This window comes from Hymenobacter sp. UYCo722, from assembly GCF_040547115.1.
GTDB lineage: Bacteria > Bacteroidota > Bacteroidia > Cytophagales > Hymenobacteraceae > Hymenobacter.
In genome coordinates this window covers 566,753-583,125 of record NZ_JBEPPC010000002.1, presented here as the reverse complement: position 1 = coordinate 583,125, position 16,373 = coordinate 566,753, and the positions used below count along the sequence as shown (strand labels likewise).

Annotated in this window: 14 protein-coding genes; 6 read left to right on the top strand and 8 right to left on the bottom strand. The window is 60.8% G+C overall.

Translation table 11 applies throughout. The annotated features are described in order from the left end of the window. Positions 1-34 precede the first annotated feature (34 nt). Both ABIB44_RS08220 and ABIB44_RS08215 read right to left on the bottom strand, forming a co-directional pair. Entirely contained in the window at positions 35-1,504 is a 1,470-nt protein-coding gene (locus ABIB44_RS08220) for a Rossmann-fold NAD(P)-binding domain-containing protein (RefSeq protein ID WP_354584158.1), read from the bottom strand. Between the two features lie 37 nt (positions 1,505-1,541). After that, on the bottom strand, positions 1,542-1,970 hold the full coding sequence (locus ABIB44_RS08215) for a hypothetical protein (protein WP_354584157.1): 429 nt from the start codon (positions 1,968-1,970) through the stop codon (positions 1,542-1,544). A gap of 246 nt (positions 1,971-2,216) precedes the next feature. Between ABIB44_RS08215 and ABIB44_RS08210 the strand changes: the two genes are divergently transcribed. Continuing rightward, complete coding sequence (locus ABIB44_RS08210) at positions 2,217-3,341, top strand: flavin monoamine oxidase family protein (protein ID WP_354584156.1); 1,125 nt, start codon at positions 2,217-2,219, stop codon at positions 3,339-3,341. Between the two features lie 295 nt (positions 3,342-3,636). Here the strand turns inward: ABIB44_RS08210 and ABIB44_RS08205 are convergent, their stop codons facing one another. The 3 genes from ABIB44_RS08205 to ABIB44_RS08195 form a co-directional block, all read right to left on the bottom strand. After that, positions 3,637-5,790, bottom strand: coding sequence for an ATP-binding protein (locus ABIB44_RS08205; protein ID WP_354584155.1), 2,154 nt, complete (start codon positions 5,788-5,790; stop codon positions 3,637-3,639). Between the two features lie 185 nt (positions 5,791-5,975). After that, positions 5,976-6,521 carry a hypothetical protein gene (locus tag ABIB44_RS08200; RefSeq protein WP_354584154.1) on the bottom strand — a complete coding sequence of 182 codons (546 nt, stop codon included), beginning with the start codon at positions 6,519-6,521 and terminating at the stop codon, positions 5,976-5,978. Positions 6,522-6,582: 61 nt separating this feature from the next. Then, the gene (locus ABIB44_RS08195; protein ID WP_354584153.1) at positions 6,583-6,996 is read right to left on the bottom strand and encodes a VOC family protein; all 414 of its coding nucleotides are present in this window, start codon (positions 6,994-6,996) and stop codon (positions 6,583-6,585) included. 344 nt (positions 6,997-7,340) lie between these two features. On the opposite strand from ABIB44_RS08195, the gene ABIB44_RS08190 reads away from it, so the two are divergent. From ABIB44_RS08190 to ABIB44_RS08170, 5 genes are all read left to right on the top strand, one after another. Continuing rightward, positions 7,341-9,389: a M13 family metallopeptidase gene (locus tag ABIB44_RS08190; protein ID WP_354584152.1), complete on the top strand. Its 2,049-nt coding sequence runs from the start codon at positions 7,341-7,343 to the stop codon at positions 9,387-9,389. A gap of 223 nt (positions 9,390-9,612) precedes the next feature. After that, positions 9,613-10,479 carry a carboxylating nicotinate-nucleotide diphosphorylase gene (gene nadC / locus ABIB44_RS08185; protein ID WP_354584151.1) on the top strand — a complete coding sequence of 289 codons (867 nt, stop codon included), beginning with the start codon at positions 9,613-9,615 and terminating at the stop codon, positions 10,477-10,479. 110 nt (positions 10,480-10,589) lie between these two features. Next, the gene (locus ABIB44_RS08180) at positions 10,590-11,222 is read left to right on the top strand and encodes a hypothetical protein (protein ID WP_354584150.1); all 633 of its coding nucleotides are present in this window, start codon (positions 10,590-10,592) and stop codon (positions 11,220-11,222) included. 27 nt (positions 11,223-11,249) lie between these two features. After that, positions 11,250-11,621 carry a hypothetical protein gene (locus ABIB44_RS08175; protein ID WP_354584149.1) on the top strand — a complete coding sequence of 124 codons (372 nt, stop codon included), beginning with the start codon at positions 11,250-11,252 and terminating at the stop codon, positions 11,619-11,621. Positions 11,622-11,806: 185 nt separating this feature from the next. Then, positions 11,807-12,556: a ZIP family metal transporter gene (locus ABIB44_RS08170; RefSeq protein WP_354584148.1), complete on the top strand. Its 750-nt coding sequence runs from the start codon at positions 11,807-11,809 to the stop codon at positions 12,554-12,556. A gap of 349 nt (positions 12,557-12,905) precedes the next feature. Here ABIB44_RS08170 and ABIB44_RS08165 read toward each other — a convergent pair whose 3' ends face one another. The 3 genes from ABIB44_RS08165 to ABIB44_RS08155 all read right to left on the bottom strand — a co-directional run bounded on the left by ABIB44_RS08165 (position 12,906) and on the right by ABIB44_RS08155 (position 16,114). Beyond that, a complete protein-coding gene (locus tag ABIB44_RS08165; RefSeq protein WP_354584147.1) occupies positions 12,906-14,183 on the bottom strand; it encodes a tetratricopeptide repeat protein in 1,278 nt (425 codons plus the stop codon). A 659-nt stretch (positions 14,184-14,842) separates the two neighbouring features. Next, positions 14,843-15,160 (bottom strand): chaperone modulator CbpM, encoded by a 318-nt coding sequence (locus ABIB44_RS08160; protein WP_354584146.1) that lies wholly within the window; start codon positions 15,158-15,160, stop codon positions 14,843-14,845. Between the two features lie 24 nt (positions 15,161-15,184). Then, the gene (locus tag ABIB44_RS08155; RefSeq protein ID WP_354584145.1) at positions 15,185-16,114 is read right to left on the bottom strand and encodes a DnaJ C-terminal domain-containing protein; all 930 of its coding nucleotides are present in this window, start codon (positions 16,112-16,114) and stop codon (positions 15,185-15,187) included. Positions 16,115-16,373: the final 259 nt, after the last annotated feature.

Here is a 16,373-nt window from a genome sequence, read left to right as displayed (position 1 = left end):
TGCGTGTACGCCAGATGAGCGTGCCTGTTTACAACTATTTCAGCAGCACCAGCGGCTGCTTCAGGTTCATGTGCCCTTGCTTTTCCAGCACCTGCGCAGCAACGGTGAGTTGCGTTAGGTCGTGCACGTTTACCAGGATAACCGGCCCATTTGGCCCCGTGGTGCTCAACATGAAACTATGCTCGGGACGCAGCCGGAACCCGTGGAGCGCCGGCAAGTGCTGGCGCAAGTACTCCAGCGTAGCCGCGTGCCGCTGCGTGACGAGGATGACCGGCAGCTGTTCGCCGCTGATGGCCGCCGCCAGCGCCTGAGTCGAATGAGTAATCGGTGACGCCACGATGTAGATGGTGCTGTTGAACCGGTCGCGAAACGGCTGCGCGGCGTGGTCCGCATCCTCGGCATCGGTCCAGTATAAGGCGTTGCGGAAGAGGTTGCCGTAGTCGGTCGCGGCCTGCGGAAAGGCGGTATCGAAGCTGCGGATGGCCCGCGCCACGAAGGCACTGTCGATGGCTTGGCCACGCCTGGTGTAGCTGGCCACCAGGGGGTAGAGCGCCTTGGCGTAGCGGTCGATGTATTCGTCTTCGTACCACTTGCCGATTGGGGGATGGCCGGTTTGGCAGGCGTGCATCCACTCGCCGGCGGCCGTCGCCAGTGCTTCTTCCATCAGGTTGTAGGCGTAGCGGCGGTTGGGGGAGGCGCTATTCAGGTACCAGCCTTCGAGCTGCTGCTGCAGGCCCAGTCGCTGCTGCACCGAAAGCGAGTGGCACATCTCGTGAAACATCACGGTGCTGCCGCTGATAAAATCGCGCGAGTCCGGCGAACAGTTCAGCAGCACCACGTTGCCACTCACCGAGGCTTTGTTGCTGAAGCCGATACCGGGCGTCAGCTGCGGGTTGAGCAGCACCCTGTACGGTAGCGCATCGGGCCATACGCTGCCGTAGAAGATGCGCAGCTGTCCAAACTCCCGCATCAGCTGGCGCTCGGCCAAAAACTGCGCGTAGGCCGTTTGCGCACGAACCAGGCCGGCGGCGTGCGGCTGCCAGGCCAGCGTATCGAAAGCCGGCTCGAAGTAGCGGTACACGCTGTCGAGGCTCATCAGTACTTCGTTGGGCAGCAGCCCCCCGGTGCGGCGCAGCAGGTCGGGCAGGTCGCGGGCATCGGCGCTGGCGGCCAGGTAGCCGGGCGCGGTAGAGCCGCTAGCGCCCACGCGGCCAGCCGGGTAGCCGGCACGCTCGAACGCGGGCTCGTGGTCGAGGGCGCGGTAGCGCCGGAGCCAGCGCCGGGCTTCCGGCGTGTTGAAGCGGCTGTGTTCAAAGGCCCAGCGCGAGCCAACGTGGCTGCGGCCATTGCCAGCAACCGTTTCCACGAATCGCACCAGGCAGTGCGTGCGGCTGACTTCGACGGTAACGGCTGGCCCTGGGCTGCCGGCAGGGTCGTACCCGGCAGGGCCTTGGGCCCAACCCGGGAAGCTTAGCAGCAGCAGACACAGGAGCAGTGGCTTCATGCGGCTAAAGCTACCACCCGGCAGCCCGCCTGGGAGGCTACACCAGCAGCCAGCCCAGCAGCGCCGCCCGGGCCGTCCAGGCCAGCGTGCGCAGCCAGTTGGTGCGGGTCAGGCCGTCGATGGCGATGTAGTCGAACCCGGTTTCGAGGCGGTTGTGGAAGGGCACCGAGATGAAGAACGTGACGGCCCAAATCAGGCCTACTAAGGCTAGGCTCCACCAGCCGGCTCCGCCGGGCAGCGCCGTGCGCCCGGCCCAGGCCAGCCAGACGGCGAGGCCCAGCTCCAGCACCATGGGAGCCAGCACCACGTAGCTCATGCGCCTGGTGTGGGCCGCGTGGTAGGCCGCCCACGCCGCCTTCGGTACCAGCCCAAAGCTGGGGTAGTGCACCACCTGTACCGTCCAGATGAGACCAGTGAGGTAAGCAGCAGCGGCGAAATTGAGCAAAATCAGTAAACGGAGCGTCATGGGAGTGGGAAATGATAACGGCCTGAACATACATCGACGCGCAGGTAGCCAACTGGACAATCTTTGAAGTTATTTTTCGGCTGACTTTGTCCAGCCCGCAAAATATACTGTCGCTACTTATGACCATATCCCTTGCTCAACAGCACTAAGCTGCTTTCATTGATAAGGCTCTCGGTAGCAGACCCGGTGGCCGGCTGGCCGGCCACCGGGTCTGGTTAGCGACCTTTGCAAATAAAACAGACTCCCTTGGAAGAAGAATCGTTGACAGCCCCGGCACCAGCGCTCCCGGTCATTATCATTGGTGCCGGCCTGGCGGGCCTCACGGCGGCCCATGCCCTGCTCGCGGCCGGCCGCCCGGTGCTGGTAGTCGAAGCCCGCGACCGGGTGGGCGGGCGCACCCTGGCCGTGCCCGCGCTGCCCGGCTCGCCAGACGGGGAAGGACTGGACCTGGGTGCCACCTGGGGGTGGTCGCACCACCCCTACCTCATGGATTTATACCGGGAATTGGGACTGCAGCCCTTCGCGCAGCCCAGCACCGGTGCCACGGCGTACGAGACGGCTACCGAAACGCACCGTCTGCCGAATCATCCTTCGGGCTCAACGGGCTACCTGCGCCTGCCGGGTGGGGCGGCCGCCCTTTGCCGCACGCTGGCCCGGCAGTTGCCGGCGGGCAGTTTGCTGCTCAATGCGCGGGTAACGCAGCTATGCGCCCCGGCCGGCCATACCGATGTTACGGTAGCGCTTTTGCAGGAGGATGCCCCGCGCACCTACCGGGGTTCGGCTGTTATCGTGGCGCTGCCCCCGCGCCTGGCGGCGCACAGCCTGCGCTTCACGCCGGATTTGCCGCCGGCCCTGCAGCAGGTAATGCGGGCAGTACCCACCTGGATGGCTTACTCGATGAAGGTGGTGGCCGTGTATGCCACGCCCTTTTGGCGGGCAGACGGCTGGTCCGGGTTTGGGGCCAGCCAGGTGGGGCCACTGGGCGAAATCCACGATGCCTCCCCGGCAACCGGCCCGCTGGGGGCCTTATTCGGCTTTCTTGCGCCGATGCACCCGCTGCGCAATGCGCCACTCGCGCAACGACAGGCGGCCGTGGTACAGCAGCTGGGCCGGTTGTTCGGCCCGGCCGCCCTCAAGCCGCTGGCCTATCACGAGCTGGACTGGAGCCAGGAGCCGCTGACCAGTATTCCCGGCGATGAACAGTTCCCCGACCAGATTCCCCTGCGGGGGCCCGACCAGCTGCGCCAGCCTTACTGGGAGGGCCGGCTCTATTGGGCCGGGGCCGAAACATCCACCAGCGAATGGGGCCGGCTGGATGGGGCCATCGAGTCTGGGCAATGGGCGGCTACGCAGGTGCTGGACTACTTGTAGCGGCGGCGGGATAACGCGGTTTCGTCCCTGCTCTCCCCCTCCTGGCGTCTTGTTATTCAAGCCGCCGACCTGGCCAGTGGCATACTTTGCCCGGCATCTTGCTCCAAACGACCGGCTACCAGCTGAACGTCGGCCCAGCCGGTAGCTGACATATATTCTTGCTTAAAAGATTGGTTTAAGAGTCGCCTCTGACCACAAAATAGCCGTAGCAGAGCAGTTGCGAAGCCCCTGCATGCGGGCGCGGTGTCGTACCTGGACAGGCATACCGCCACAACCGGGGTCCGCCTCGTTCAACTTAATCCCCTTCCGCCTCGGCCAGCTCCGACGCCTCCACCGGCACGCGCTGGTCCTGGGGCAGCGTCACAACGAACTCGGTGAAGGCTCCGATTTCGGAGCGTACCGTGAGGGAACCGCCGTAGCCCTTGGTTACAATATCGTAGGTGAGCCACAGGCCCAGGCCGGTGCCTTCGCCGGGCGGCTTAGTGGTGAAGAAAGGGTCGAAAATCTTGTCCATCACCCCCGGGGGAATGCCCGGGCCGTTGTCGCGCACGTGCAGCTCCACCGCCCCGCTGACGCGCCGGGTGCGTACCCTCACCGAGGGCGTGTACTCCGGTCCCAGCAGCGCCGCCTTCTCGTGCACCGCATAAAAGGCGTTGCTGAACAGGTTGAGCAGCACCCGGCCCAGCTCCTGCGGCACCACCTGCAGCAGCCCCAGGGCCGGGTCGAGGTCGAAGCGGCGGGCTACTTCGAAATTTTGATGCTTGGCTTGCAGCGTGTGATAAGCCAGGCGCAGGTATTCCTGGGCCATGCTGTTGAGGTTCACGGGCTGGCACTGGCCGGGGTCGGCGTGGGCGTGTTCGAGCATTCCCTTCACGATGCCCGAGGCCCGGTCGCCGTGCTGGTTTATTTTGAGCAGGTTCTGCCGCAAGTCGGCCAGCAGCTCGGTGGTGAGACCGGCATTGGGGACGGGCTGTTGGTGCTCTTCTTCGAGCTCATTCACCAGCTCCAGGCTCACCTCGGCGAAGTTGTTCACGAAGTTGAGCGGGTTCTGCATCTCGTGGGCTACGCCGGAGGTAAGGGCCGCCAGCGCCACCATTTTCTCGCTCTGCACCAACTGGTTCTGAGTGGTCTTCAGTTTCGTCAGGGTCTGGTTGAGGCGGTCGCGCTGCATAGCGATTTCCTCATTTTTCTCATTCAGATTGCGATTAGCGCGCTGTTTCAGGAAAATGTTGCGGGCCAGCAAACCGGCCAGCAGCAGCAGCCCAGCCAGCCCGGCCAGCAGGGCGTGCATCTCCTGGCGCTGGCGGTAAGCTTTTTGGGCCTGCAACTCGCGGGTTTGCGTGAGCAGCGCAATCTGGTCCTGCTTCTTGTCGAGTTCGTAGCCGTAGCGGAGCGCGCTGGTTCGCTGCTGGGTGAGCTCACCCGACACCGAGTCGCGGTAGGCGGCCCACAGTGCCTGGTAATGGTAAGCGTTGGCATACTGGCCCTGCTGGGCGAAGGCCCGGGCCAGAATGTCGCTGGCGTTGCGCATGTTCTCGTTGCTGCGGGTACCATGGCTCAGGGCGAAGGCGTGGCGCGCCAGCAGCAGGGCGCTGTCGGGGTAACCCAGTAGCAGGTAGGCCCGGGCCACGGCGAGCTCGGCCGGGGGCTGGTTAAAAATGTCGTGGGTGGTCAGGGCTTCGCTGCGCGCGCGCTGGGCGTAGGCCATGGCCAGCGGCAGCTGGTGCTGCGCGGCATACAGTTCCGACAGGTTGATTTCGTCGATGAGGGCACTTTGATTGTCGCCGATTTTGCGGTTCAGCACTACCGAGCGGCGCAGGTATTGCTGGGCTTTGGGCCAGTCGTGCAGCTTATGGTAGGCGTTGCCCAATAGGTTCGACGCCGCCGCTCGCATGTATTTATCATCCAGACTATTCGCGCTCCGCAAAGCGGGATGCAGCACCTGAATGGCCTCATGATAGTTGCCCATCTGGACATACACTCCACCCAGCGCCACCTGTAGGTAGGTCTGGGCCACACGGTCGCCAGCCCGCTCAGCGTAGGGCAGTCCTTGCAGGGCCGCCCGCAACGACTCCAGCGGCTTTTCCTGCTCGGTGGCAATAAAGCTCCACTGCACGAAGGTTTTGGCCAGGCCGGCGTTGTCGTGGCGGCGCATGAACAGCGCCTGTGCTTCTTTGGTGTAGCGCCCAGCCCCGGCGTAGTCGGCCCGGCGGCGGTAGCGCGTGCCGGGTCCCAGCAGTTCTTGCCCCAGACTTATAGAATCGCGCAACTGCCGGCTCAGCGCTAGCGCCCGCTCCAGAATGAGCGTTGATTGTGGAGCATCAATCAACAGTAACTCGCCACTCAGGGCCTGTAGGCGACGTACGCGGGTGGTATCGGGGGTTGGATGGGCAGCAAGTAACGCGCGCAGGCTATCGGCCAGGCGCGTTTGGGCAGTAGCAGACGGCATCAGCCCACATCCCGATATCAGTAACAATGTCAATAATCCTCGCTTCATATCAGGCTCGTGGCAACGCCTCTAGCTATTTAAGCGCCATTCTGGATGCCCATGTTGGCTATCTCACGGGTAAGGAGGGTTGATAATTAGCCCGAACGTGTCTGGCAGGGCCAACTTTTTCGCGCCTACTGGTTTCGTCAAACTAAGCACCACACGCCATGATTTTTTCCATTTACGGATTCATTATCCGATTTTATCGGCTCGGTCGCAACTGCACCATCGTTTTCCAATTCTTTAATCACATCTTTCAATTCCTTTTCATTGGTAATGTCCGTAGGCAGAAAAGCCTTTTTTTTCACCTCACAATAATCTATCTCCTGAAACGCCGAGCCGATGACGGTAAATCGAACTTCTTTTGCCGCTATCAACCCACTGCTGGGCTTGCGAAAAGAGTATGTGAGCGGCGAGTTCAATAGTCGTGTTGGAGTCCCAGAGTTGCCGAGCCCCAGATAATAATTAGCGGCTGCAAGCTTGCAGGTAACCGAGTCAGGGTATCGGTATTCTATCAAGGCTATGCGGTTGGTAATAGCGTTTGCGGCGATGCTGTTTGCTGCAATACCGCTTGCTGCGGTACGAACAGAGCTGGATTCCTGCGTAAATTCTGCATAGCGGTGACAGGACCATGTGAGGCAGCTTATCGCCAGCATAAATCCGGCAATCGATACTTTATTTATTTTTATCATGTATCACTTTATTACAAGCATTTGAGAACGTTATCCGGTGCGATTACAGCTCAGCACATTTTCATCGCACAAAGGGGTACGACGGGTTTATCATCAGCCCGAACACATTCCCTGCGGCATCGGCCAGCGTGGCAAGTTCGAGGTCCCCTTTAATCATCATTTCCTTGGGTGGCTTGTGCGGCGGCTTCACTCCACCGCAGCCGTGGTACTCAATCAGGTCGTCGTACACGCTCTTTAGTTCGACCCCATTGCCCGGCACCTCCCAATAGATGGTGGTATGGGTGCTCCCATCGGCCGTTACCACGCATAGCAGGGACATGTCCGTCAGGAGAGGGTACGGATACTTCTTTTCGCTCAGCAGCGCCTCGTAAAAGGTTTTGGTTTTGGTGAGCTGCGCGGCATCGGCCACGCCCAGCTCAATCATGGCAGGACGCGAAACTTTCCCTTTGAGAATCGATGGGGTGGACGCTTGCATGGCATTGGAATAAAGAGTGAGCAGCAACCTATTGCCGCTACAGCCTCTGCAATGGCGAAACCCGGTTAAAAGACCAGGCAAACCTATTAGAAACTAAATATACAACTTATTTGCAATCATACACAATTTTTTATCCGCATTATTATATCAAATGATTCCCCGGTCGGCTTCCCTCCGACAATTTCGGCCCCGGTGCGTAATTGGCTGCGCACTGCTTGCCCAAATCAGGCTTCGGCTTGAGGCTTCTCACCCGGCCGCTGGGCAACCATTGGTGCAAGCGCTGGTCTATGCCAGATACCCAGTGCCGATATTCGCCCCATGCTACACTCTTTCCCCCTCTCCGCATGAAAAAACATTTTCTGCTGCTGCCCCTGCTGGGCGCGGCCCTCACCGGCTGCCCTTCCAATTCCCTGAAAACGGCCGGTACTACCGACGGCCAGCCCGACATTCTGCATGCCGCCCTCGATACGACGGTAGCCCCCGGCGACGATTTTTTCTCCTATGCCAACGGCACCTGGATTAAGAACAATCCCATTCCGGCCTCCGAAAGCAATATGGGCATTGGCAAAAAGGTGCAGGATGAGGTGTACGCACGCTTGCGCCAGACCAGCATCGAGGCGGCGGCAGCCCAAGCCACCGCCGGCAGTAACCAGCAGAAAATCGGCGATTTCTGGGCCGTAGCCATGGATTCGGTGAAGGCTGATAAGCTGGGCTACTCCCCCATTAAGCCCGTGCTCGACCGCATCGCGGCGATGAAAACCGTGGCCGAAGTACCCGGGATTGTTGCGCAGGAAATCAAGCTGGAATTAAATGCGCTGATTGGCCTCCGGGTAGGACAAGATGATAAGAACAGCGATAAAATGGCCCTTTATCTGCACCAGGCGGGGCTGGGCCTACCCAACCGCGACTATTACTTCAACACCGATACCCGCACCAAGAACATTCGTCGTGCTTACGTGCGCCACATCGCCAACACGTTTGAGCTGCTGGGCGAGGACTCGACTACCGCTAACACGAATGCGGCGCGCGTGATGGCGCTCGAAACCACCTTGGCCAAGTCGTCGCGAAAGCTGGAAGACTTGCGCGACCCTTATAAAAATTATCACAAGATGACCATTGCGCAGCTCGATAGGCTGACGCCGGGCATCGACTGGAAAACCTGGTTTGGCCAGATGGGCATTGCCCACATCGACACCGTCATCGTACGCCAGCCCGAGTTTTATCAGACGGTTGGGCAGCTGCTGAAAACGAAGCCCCTGCCCGATTGGAAAGCCTACCTCACCTGGAAGATGGCGCAGTTCGCCCCCGTGCTCAGCCAGCCATTCGTGGCCGAGAACTTCCATTTCTACAGCACGGTGCTGCGCGGGGCTACTGCGATACGCCCCCGCTGGAAGCGGATGCTTGACATGCAGGAAAGTGCCCTTGGCGACGCGCTGGGCCAGCTGTTCGTGAAGGAATATTTCAAGCCCGAAGCCAAAGCCCGCTACGACACGCTGGTGAAAAACGTGGTGGCTGCCTTCGCCGACCACATTCAGAAAGTAGACTGGATGAGCGCGCCCACCAAAGTAGTGGCCCTGGATAAGCTCCACAAAATCACCCCCAAAGTGGGCTACCCCGATAAGTGGAAAGACTACTCGGCCCTGACCATCGACCGCAGCTCGCTGGCCGCCAACGTGATGCGCGCCAACGAGTGGCAGTATAACTACGAGCTCAACAAGCTGGGCAAACCCGTGGACCGCACCGAGTGGGGCATGACGCCCCAAACCTATAACGCCTACTACAACGGCTCGAACAATGAGATTGTGCTGCCAGCGGCGGCCTTCGCCATTCCCGGCCTGCTCGATGCCGACGCCGACGACGCGCTGGTGTACGGCTACGCCGGGGCCAGCACCATCGGCCACGAGCTCACCCATGGCTTCGACGACGAGGGCAGCCAGTACGACGCCCACGGCAACCTGCACGAGTGGTGGAGCAAGGACGACCGCAAGCGCTTCAACGAGCGGGTGAATGGCATCGTGAAGCAGTTCAACGGCTACACCCTGCTCGATTCGCTGCACATTAACGGCAAGGCCACCGCCGGCGAAAACATTGCCGACCTCGGCGGCATCGTTATTGGCCTCGATGCTTTCAAGAAAACCAAGCAGTACCAGGAAGGCAAAAAAATCAACGGCCTCACGCCCGTGCAGCGCTACTTCCTGGGCTACGCCCTGGGCTGGCAGATGCATGTGCGCGACCAGAGCCTGGCCAACCAGCTGCTCACCGATGTGCACTCGCCCGCCCAGTACCGCGTGAACGGCCCCATGGCCGACGTGCCGGCCTTCTACGAAGCCTTCGGCATCAAGCCCGGCCAGAAGCTTTACCGCCCCGATTCGACACGGGTGGTGATTTGGTAGCGCCTTGCTAACCGGAAGAACAAGTAACGTCAGGCCGAGCGTAGCCGAGGCATCTCGCGTGCAGCAGTAATTCAATCGACAGGATTGCGTTGCGCGGCAGAGATGCTTCGGCTGCGCTCAGCATGACGTTCTTTTTGGGTGCCCTTTTCTTATTCCGCTAATTCCCCTACGGCCCCGGCCGGCCCGGCTTTCGCCGCCGCCGCAGGGGCCGTACCTTTGCGCCGTGCAAACTCCTCCTGCTCCCTACCTCACCCCCGAGGCGCTGACAACCTTCATCCGCACGGCCTTGGCCGAGGACGTGGGCGACGGCGACCATTCGGCCCTGGCTGCTATTCCGGCCGCGGCCCGCAACCGCGCCCACCTGCTGGTGAAGGGCAATGGCGTGCTAGCCGGCATGGCCCTGGCCCCGCTCATCTTCGCCGAAGTGGACTCGGCCCTGACCATGACCCCGCTGCTGACCGACGGCACCCGCGTGAAGCACGGCGACATCGCCTTCACCGTAGAGGGCCCGGCCCGCAGCATCCTCACGGCCGAGCGGCTGGTGCTCAACTGCATGCAGCGCATGAGCGGCATTGCCACCTACACCGCCCACCTGAACACGCTGCTGGCCGGCACCCGCGCCAAGCTGCTCGACACCCGCAAAACCACGCCCAACTTCCGCCTCTGTGAGAAGTGGGCCGTGCTGATTGGCGGTGGCGTGAACCACCGCTACGGGCTGTTCGACATGATTATTCTCAAGGATAACCACGTTGACTATGCCGGCAGCATTGGGGCGGCCATTGCCGCAACCCACGCCTACCTGCAGGAGAAAGGCCTGCAGCTGCCCATCGAAATCGAAACCCGCTCGCTGGCCGAAGTGCAGCAGGCCCTCGATGCCGGCGGCATCGACCGCATTATGCTCGACAACATGCCGCCCGAGCAGCTGCGCGAAGCCGTGGCGCTCATTGCCGGCCGCTTTTCCACCGAAGCCAGCGGCGGCATCACCGAGCAAACCATCGGCGAAGTGGCCCGCACCGGCGTCGATTACATCTCGGTAGGCGCACTCACGCACTCCGTCAAAAGCCTCGATTTAAGCTTGAAAGCATTTTAATCAATGGTTAATTATTAATGGTTAATGGTTGGCTGTCAGCACAACTTCAACGGTTGTTCCCAAGTCCCCTTTTTCATTAATCGTTAACCATTAACCATTAATCCCTAAAGATGAACCAACCCAACCAACGCGGCGGCGGCGGCGGCTTCCGCCAGAGCCAGCAGGCTCCGTCGCTGGCCATCCGCACCAAAAAATCGCAGCTCACCACCGATGCCTACACCAAGATGGTGATGGGCGAAGTTTGGAAAAAAGATTGGGTGTACGCCCTCATCCCGTTTGCGCTGGGGCTGCTTCCGGCCATTTTCGTGCCTTCGTGGTGGTGGATTGCGCTGGCCGTGGTGCTCACCATTCTGTTCGTGCTGTTCCGCTCGGCGCAGGTAACGGGCGTGACGCAGATGGAGCAGAGCAAGCCGCTGTTTGAGCGCATGGCGTTCGAGATGGACAACAAGCAGATTTTGCTGCGCGTGGGTCCCGACAAGGAGGGCAAGGCCATGCAGCTGACCTGGGACATGATTGGCCGCGCCCGCCGCGACCTCGATGCCTACGTTCTGTACCTGAAGCCCGGCACGCCTCCCGAGAACACAGCCGCCTGGCGCTTGTGGCTGGCGCGCACGTTCGACGTGCCGGTGTTTCTACATTTGCCGTATAAAATCTTCAGCGCCGACAACGACCGCCGTTTGTTTGAGGCCATGCTGCGCCGCAAAAACCTGCTGCCCGCCGAAGCCGGCGCGCCTACTGCCTAAATTTTAACCTCTGCTAATTTTACATCGATGAAATCGACCTCCACCCTATTGCTAGCCCTTGCCGCCGCTACGCTGGCCCTGACCTCGTGCAGCAGTGAGCCTTCCGACTGGCGCCCCGACGAAAAAGTATCGGTTGACCTGGTGGCCCCCGGCACCCGCGACAGCCAAGACTACGACCACGAAATACCGAACGGCTCCGTCGAGAACATCAACTCTCCGGTGATGCAGGAGGCCATTGCCGAGACCCAGGGCCAGGCCACCAGTAAAGTAGCGCCCACCGCCGAGTCGGCCATTTCGGCCAATGCTGAGGAAGGCATGCGCAAGCGCGGCAAGCTGAACGACGCGGGCAAGTCGGCCCAGGCCGACACGGCTGAAAACGGCCACCAGATTCAGCGCTAACCGGCGCATTTTTCCCGGCTGGTTTCCCTCGTAAGTGGCAGCTTTGCCCGCCGGTTGGCGGTCGCAGAGCTGCCGCTTTGCTTCATTCTGGAATGAGGGAAGAGGGCTGAAGCACTTGAAATGGACGCATATCCGAACCATTTGTCATTCTTCATCTCTCGTTCCTCATTCCCCTTTCCTTCTGTATGGGTTTTGCCATCTTTTTGCTGCTGCTGACAGTGCTGGGTGCGGGCGCGGCGGCGGCCTGGGTGCCCGTGGCACGAGGCGGGCAGTGGCTGAAGCCGCTGCTGGCGTTTAGCGGGGCGTATCTGTTCACCCTCACGGTTACGCACATCCTGCCCGAGGCGCTCCAGCTGCTGCCCGAACACCCCGCGCGCGTGGGCTACTGGGTGCTGGCGGGCTTTTTCGGCCAGCTGCTGCTGGAAGTGCTTTCGCAGGGCATCGAGCACGGCCACGTGCACCACGAGGCGGCCCACAACCCGCACGAGGGCGTGGGCCGGGTACCGTTTCTGCTGTTGGCGGCGCTGGTCGTGCATTCGTTTCTGGAAGGCAGCATTTTGGTGCACAGCCCCGAGGTGGGCCAGGTCAGCCAGAATTTTTACGCCATTGTGGTGGGCGTGGCGCTGCACCACATGCCGGCGGCGTTTGCGCTGGCTACACTGCTGCGGCTGCGGCTGGGCAGCTTCCGGCGGGTGTGGCCGGGCCTGCTGATTTTCGCGCTGGCCTCGCCGGTGGGCATCGTCATCAGCAACTACGTGGTGCTGAGCCAGCTGCTGAGCAGCGGCTGGTACGCGGCCCTATTGGGGCTGGTGGCCGGCAACTTCCTGCACGTATCCACCACCATTCTGTTCGAAACCAGCCCCGAGCACCGCCTCAACTGGCCCAAGCTGGCCGCCACGTTGGCGGGCCTGCTGCTGGCGCTGGCCGTAGCGTAAGCACCTTAATACACTGGGTTCACTGGCAAATAGGAGCCCGTTTGAAGGGCAGCTATAGTCCCGCTTTTCACGCGATGCTTTGTGAGTTGCATTATGTAAAAAGGAACGGTGCTTTTTTAACCACCCTTTTGCTAAAAGGGGTTCTTTAATAAAATGAACGCGTTTACACGATACATAGAGTAGTACTCCATGTGGCCGTGCCGGGCTCCCGGGCTAGATAAGCCGCCCGGTCGGGCTGCGAAGCGGATAACTCGTGCAGGATTGCGGGTGGTCTACCGCCCGCGCCGCCGCTGCTACAAAAGAAGCCCGGGCAGTAATGCTGGTACTACTTCTGTGGTTGGGGAAGCAGTTACAGGCTGCTCAACGCCAAGTGACTGGCCGGAATGATGGCGGCCGTTGCCGGGTGTTTGCTCAGGTAGGTGCGGGCCTCCTTATACAACTCGGACTTGCGCTCCGCCTGGCCGAGCACCTGTTCAAAGTAGCGGCGGGCCTCGGTCACGTCGCGGTTGGCCGCGGCCAGGCGGCCCAGGTTGGACAGCGAAAACAGGTAGTAACCCCCCTTGGTCTGCTGCACCGACTCGCAGAACACCAGGCAGCGCTGGTAGAAGTCCTTGGCCTTGGCGTAGTCGCGGTAGCGGTTCTGCATCACATAGCCCAGGTAGTAGGCCGCCACGCGGCCGCTAAAGCCCTCGTAGCCGGGCAGGCCCTGGCCCAGCTTGGTGAGAATGTCGCGGCTGGCCTGCTCGCACTCGGCCATCTGGCCCTCGATAAAAGCATGGTTGGCGAAGGAGCGGGCAAAACAGGCGTTGTCGGGAAACTCCCGCACCAGGTCCCGGGAGGTCAGGATGGCTTCCTCCGTTTTATTCTCCCGCTCGCTGGCCATAATCCGCATCTGGAAAAAGCGGGCCTCGGTGCCGGTGTAAAAGCCCTGGCGGGCCACGGTTTGGAGTTGCGCCAGGCCCTTTTGTTTGTCGCCCTTGGGGAAGAACAGCAGGATGGGGCGCAGGAACGGGTACTCTTCGGCAATCCAGACCGAGTAGTAATTAAACAGGCCTTCTCCGAACGCAAACTCGGGGCTCAGGCCGTTGGCTTCGCGGCTCTTTTTCAGGTAGGTCAGCGAGCGTTTGCTGCTCACCGTGGCCTTGCGCCAGTCCTTGCGCTCGGCGTGCAGGCGGGCATCAAAGCCATAGGCAGCGGCCAAAAAGAAGCTCGCCTCGTAGTTGTGCTCGTCAGCATCGTACATCCGCTGGGCCTTCACGATGGCCGTGTCCAGGTAGGCGTAAAAGGTCTGGTCATACTGCTCGTTGTGCGTGTTGGAGGGCATGATTTTCCACCACGTGCTTAGCCCCATCAAGAAGTATGGCATCGGGTGCTCGGGGTAGCGGCGGCGCAGCGAGCGAAACTGGCGCTCGGCCTTGTCAAACTTGAAATTGTAGAGGTTGTGCACCGCCCCATCCAGTTCGGTTTGGATGTCCTTGTTGAGCAACAGCCACTCTTTGGTGTCCACGGCCACGGGAGCGACCAGGACGCTGTCGAGCGCGACTTGCTGCATGAGGCGCACGCTATCGGGACCGGGGGAACCGAGCCCCTGGGCCTGCGCAGCACCTATAGTAAGAAGCGAGACCAAGCCGATGAACGGAAGCAGTCGGCGAAAAAAGTAGCAGTCATTCATGGGGCGGGACCGGTGGAGTGGAATAAGGGTTTAGTGCAACTGAAGCAGCGGCAGAACGCGGGCCGAATCGAAACAAAAAAAGGCAATTCGACGATAATCGGCTGATAAAACACCTCTTAACCCGACGAATATAGTCAGCGCCGCCGTCCCGTTAGTCCTATCCCGGGCCTGGTGGGGCAAGGCCAAGAAAGATTCTTCTATTGCTTCAATTCTACCCGCTTTTTATCTGGTTTTTTCGGCGGTGTGCCCCATGAACACGTCAACCCCCACGGCCATTTGGCACGCCGGCTCTTCCTCCTCCAAAGCTCTCGTTTGTCTAAACTACTAGCAACAACTTACCTGATACCAAAACCCAAAAAGGCACTGCACGGACGAAGAAGTTTAAAAAACCAGTTTACCATTGCTCGTTCACGAAAAGCAATGTTGGGATGAGTTTCGTGAACACCACTACTGCGGCTTTGGCTCCGCCAAATCACCACGCCGGCCACTGGCCCTGTGGTCTGCGCAAGTCCGTCGCCATTCCAGCCCCCGGCATCTAAACCCCTGTTTTTCAATCGTGAATGGTTCGTCCAGGTCTTCGGCATCTTACGAGTGAAGCGGGTTCCCTTTGCTATTCATACTTCCAGCACTTCTCCCCCTCCCAGCAGAAAGTTTTCCAGCTGGCGGGCGCGGGCAGTTTCGCGGGCCAGGTTGGCTTGCAGGCGCACCAGCCGCTGGCGCATGGCCAGGATGATGTCGAGCGCCTCGGGGGCCAGCCCCAGCTCGTGATGCAGGCGGGCCAGGCGCGGCAGGTCGTCGGGCTCATCAACGATAACGGTTTCGGGCGCGGGCGCGGGGCGCAGCAAGCCGGCCTGCAGAAATTCGTGCAGCGCGGCCGGGGCCAGCCCATAGCGGGCCGAGCATTCCTGAAACGTGAGGGTAAGGACGTGCATCTCCATGGGTAGCGGATTTATTGGTTAGGCTTCGGCCCGCAACGCGGCTAGCTGCTGAATCAATTCTTTTTCCTGGTCGGTCAGGTTTTGGGGCAGCGCCAGGGTCAGGCGCAGATAGAGGTCGCCGAACTGGCCGTCTTTCTTATACACCGGGAAGCCTTTGCCGCGCAGGCGCAGGCGGGTGCCATTGGCCGTTTCGGGCTTGAGCTTGATTTTAACCGGGCCGCTGAGCGTTTTTACGGTTTGTTCGCCGCCGAGCAGGGCTTTGTACATACTCACGGGCACGTCCTGCGTCAGGTCGTCGCCGGTGCGCACGTAGCGGGCATCGGGCCGGATGCGGAAGCTGATGAGCAGCGCGCCGTTGGGCCCTCCGTTGCGGCCGGGGCCACCCTGGTCGCGCAGCCGAATTGTCTGGCCGTCGGCCACGCCGGGTGCGATGGTCAGGCGCAGGTTCTTGCCATTTACCGTGATGGTGCGCGGGCCGCCCTGGTAGGCTTCCTCCAGGCTCAGGTCCAGCTCGGCCTGGTAGTCGGAGCCCGCGCCGGGGCGGCTGGTGCGCCCGCCGCCGCCCGTATTGCCGAAGAGCGAGCCGAAGAAATCTGAAAAGTCCTCGCCTTCGCCAAACGGGTTGCCGCCGCCGCCGCCCTGCCCCTGGGTGTACTGGCTCCAGTCGAAGCCGCCGCCGGGCTGGCCGGCGCGCCCTGCACTGCTGCCGGGCTGCTGCTGGTAGCGCTGCCAGTCGGCCCCAAACTGGTCGTACTTCTTCCGCTTCTCGGGGTCGCTCAGGACCTCATTGGCCTCGTTAATTTCCTTAAATTTCTGCTCCGCCCCCTTGTCATCGGGGTTCACGTCGGGATGGTGCTGGCGGGCCAGCTTGCGGTAGGCTTTTTTGATTTGCTCGGGCGTAGCGTTTTTCTCCAGGCCCAGCAATTTGTAGTAGTCTTTGTAGTCCACTTGATACAGAAATTTATAGATAAGAATGCGACTATACGCAAACGGACTATTTTTACGCCAACCGATAGCGGGTTGGCCTACGTACGCATCCGTCACCTTGTGGTATCTGCCACGACGCTTACTGCTTGGTTGAACGGAACTAACTGCGCAAAAGTTGATTTCAAAGCCCGGATAAGTATGGCCCCGATTTTGCACTACCATGTTTTCGGCAGCAGTGGCAATATGCAACCAAAGCCTTAACTTGCTCTTTCAAAGCTCA